This window comes from Streptomyces sp. 13-12-16 (assembly GCF_002114215.1).
GTDB lineage: Bacteria > Actinomycetota > Actinomycetes > Streptomycetales > Streptomycetaceae > Streptomyces.
In genome coordinates, this window is the sequence record NZ_NCTE01001419.1 from 1 (window position 1) to 2,713 (window position 2,713).

A 2,713-nucleotide genomic window follows, 5' to 3' on the forward strand; every position below is an offset into this window, starting at 1 on the left:
GGTTCTGACCGGCCGGGGGATCCCGCCTCGGCCACCCGCGCTCCACCGCGTACCGCTCCCCGGCGGCATGCCACCACCCGGGCGGCGACGCGCCGTCCGGGACGGCGCGTCGCCGCCCGGGCCCCAGCCCGAGCCGCCCCAGGGCCTCAGCGTCCACGGACACGGTGATCCACCCCCGCCACCGCCCGTCACGCCCCGGCCCGCACGCGTGGTCGCACCGCAGCTCCCCCGCGGTGAACGGCATCCAGTCGATCCCCCGCTCACGCAGTCAACCGCACACGGCCGCCCAGGGGCGAGGGCTGCCCGGCAGGCTCTCGTACTCGGCGACGACGACCCACCCGGGCCGTGGGAACACGCTGCTGACCGTCATGACGGCCATGGTGCACCGCCCCTGCCCGACCGGCCCAGGCCCGCCGGCGTGTTCGACCGCGGCCGGGAGCGGAGCGGACTCACCGCGTTCGTGGCCGACGGGGGCCCGGAGGCGGCCATGGCCGTCGTCTCCCGACGACGACCGGGCAAACCGTTCCTCCTCGGCTCACTCGCCCGGGCCGCCGACGGGTTCCGCTCCTGCGCCCGCGAGGCGATCGAGGCCGAGTCGCTCCGCCGCTTCGGGGAGGAGTTCGGCCCGTACCGGGCGAACCCGGCCCCGATGCGGTTCGACCGCTGGGAGCAGGCCGTCGACGTGTCGTACGGGACGGTGGCCGAGCAGGCGGAACGGACGGGGCACGAGACCGGCGCGGTCGTACGAGATGCTGTCGGGCAGGCCCGGCAGGGGGGTGGACCTCTGTCGCTTCGCCCGGGAAGCTCTTCTGCTCCTACGGTGCCCTGTACATGGCGGCCACCCTGCTCGGCGCGGTCGCCCTGACCAGGACGGGTCACCCGGTCGACCGCCACCCGGCGCGCCGGGTCGTCCTCGTGAGCGCGCCGCTGCTGGCGCTGGGGGCCGTGGCGATGACCTGGTCGGCGGACCTCTTCACGCTGTTCGGGGCGCTCGTCCTGCTGCGGTTGTTCGGCCAGGGCATGATGACGCACGCCGGGTTCACCGTGCTGGGCCGCTGGTTCACCCGGCGGCGGGGACGGGCGGTGTCCCTGGCGGCCCTGGGCCTGAACACGGGCGAGGCCGTCCTGCCGGCCCTGGCCGTCGCCCTGTCGGGTGCCGCCGGGTGGCAGGCCGTGTGGTGGGCTGCCGGGACGCTGGTGACCGCCGGGGGCGTCGTCGTCGCGGCGCTGTTCAGGACGGAGTGCACCCCGCACCCCGCGGACGGCTCCGCGGACCCGGAGGCGCCCGCCGCCGGCTGGACCCGGGCAGAGGTACCGCGGGACCGGTGCTTCCACCCCCTGCTGCTCGCCACCGCGGCGCCCGCGCTGATCGGCAACACGGTCTTCTTCCACCAGGCCCACCTGGCGGAGACGCGCGGCTGGTCGCTCGGGGTGCCGGCGTCGGCGTTCCCGCTCTGCGCGGTCCTGACCGTACTGTGCAGTGTGGCCAGTGGTTTCCTGCTGGACCGGTCACCGGGCTCGTGCTGCTGCCGGTCTTCCTGCTCCCGCTCGGCGGCGGGCTGCTGCTCGGCACCGTCACCGCCCCGTGGAGCGCGTTCGCCTTCATGGCCCTGTACGGCGTCACCAACGGCCTCTTCCTGACCCTGTTCGGCGCCGTCCGGCCCGAGGTCTACGGCACCCGGCACCTCGGTGCCGTCCGGTCGGTGGTGGTGGCGGTCCTGGTCTTCGCCTCGGCGCTCGGCCCCGGTGCGGGCGGCCTGCTGCTCGACGCCGGTGTCGGCCGGCCGGTCCAGTTCGTCGTGCTGGGCGGGTACTGCCTCGCGGCGTCCGCGCTCGTCACCCCCGTCACCCGGCGGCTGCGAGCGCGTGGCGCCGCCGTCCCGCGCTGAGGGGAACGGCGGCCGGACGGGCGTCGGCCCGGACGCCCTGCCGGGCTCCGGGCCGTTGCCGTGGTGGGACTCGGGCCCCGAAGGGCCGGCGAAGGTCACGCCTGCTTGATCGCCGAGATGTCGAAGTTCAGCTTGATCTTGTCGGAGACCAGAACGCCGCCCGTCTCCAGCGCCGCGTTCCAGGTCAGGCCCCACTCGGAGCGCAGGATCTCCGCCTTGCCCTCGAAGCCGACGCGCTCGTTGCCGAAGGGGTCCTTCGCGGCGCCGTTGAACTCCAGGTCGATGGTGAGCGGCTTGGTGGTGCCCAGGATGCTCAGGTCACCGGTGATGCGGTAGTCGTCGCCGCCGAGGGCCTCCGCCTTGGTGGAGCGGAAGGTCATGGTCGGGAACTCGTCCGTCTTGAAGAAGTCGGCGCTCTTCAGGTGGCCGTCACGGTCGGCGTTGCCCGTGTCGATGCTCTCCATCACCACGTCGAGGGTGGCGGTGGAGGCGGCCGGGTCGGCACCGTCCAGGTGCAGCGTGCCGGTGAAGTCCAGGAAGCTGCCCTTGACGTTGGTGACCATGGCGTGCCGGGCGACGAAGCCGAGCGTGGAGTGCGCGGGGTCGATCGTGTAGTCGCCGGTCAGCGCGGCCAGGTCCGGGTTCACCGCGGTGGCGGTCGCGGTGGCGGTCTCGTCGTCCTTGCGGCCGAAGATGCCCATGGTGTTCCTCCTGAGGGGATGAGGTTTAATGTTCAACTAACCCAACGGGGTCCACCGTAGACCTATTCCCTTTAACTTTCAACATGTTTGGCGAAAGTGGCGGGGTTGAGCCGCCGCGACGGG

4 protein-coding genes are annotated in these 2,713 nt (G+C 73.4%); 3 read left to right on the forward strand and 1 reads right to left on the reverse strand.

The features are described 5' to 3' along the window. The first annotated feature begins 418 nt into the window (after positions 1-418). From B7767_RS47070 to B7767_RS41870, 3 genes are read left to right on the forward strand one after another with little or no spacing between them, the layout of a single operon-like run. Complete coding sequence (locus tag B7767_RS47070) at positions 419-865, forward strand: hypothetical protein (RefSeq protein WP_179167545.1); 447 nt, start codon at positions 419-421, stop codon at positions 863-865. Beyond that, positions 832-1,641 (forward strand): MFS transporter, encoded by an 810-nt coding sequence (locus tag B7767_RS41865; protein ID WP_085576401.1) that lies wholly within the window; start codon positions 832-834, stop codon positions 1,639-1,641. Before B7767_RS47070 ends, B7767_RS41865 begins: the two co-directional genes overlap by 34 nt. After that, positions 1,605-1,889, forward strand: coding sequence for a hypothetical protein (locus B7767_RS41870; RefSeq protein WP_085576402.1), 285 nt, complete (start codon positions 1,605-1,607; stop codon positions 1,887-1,889). Before B7767_RS41865 ends, B7767_RS41870 begins: the two co-directional genes overlap by 37 nt. A gap of 95 nt (positions 1,890-1,984) precedes the next feature. Here the strand turns inward: B7767_RS41870 and B7767_RS41875 are convergent, their stop codons facing one another. After that, positions 1,985-2,590, reverse strand: a complete 606-nt coding sequence (locus B7767_RS41875) for a YceI family protein (RefSeq protein ID WP_085576403.1) — start codon at positions 2,588-2,590, stop codon at positions 1,985-1,987. Between the last annotated feature and the right edge of the window lie 123 nt (positions 2,591-2,713).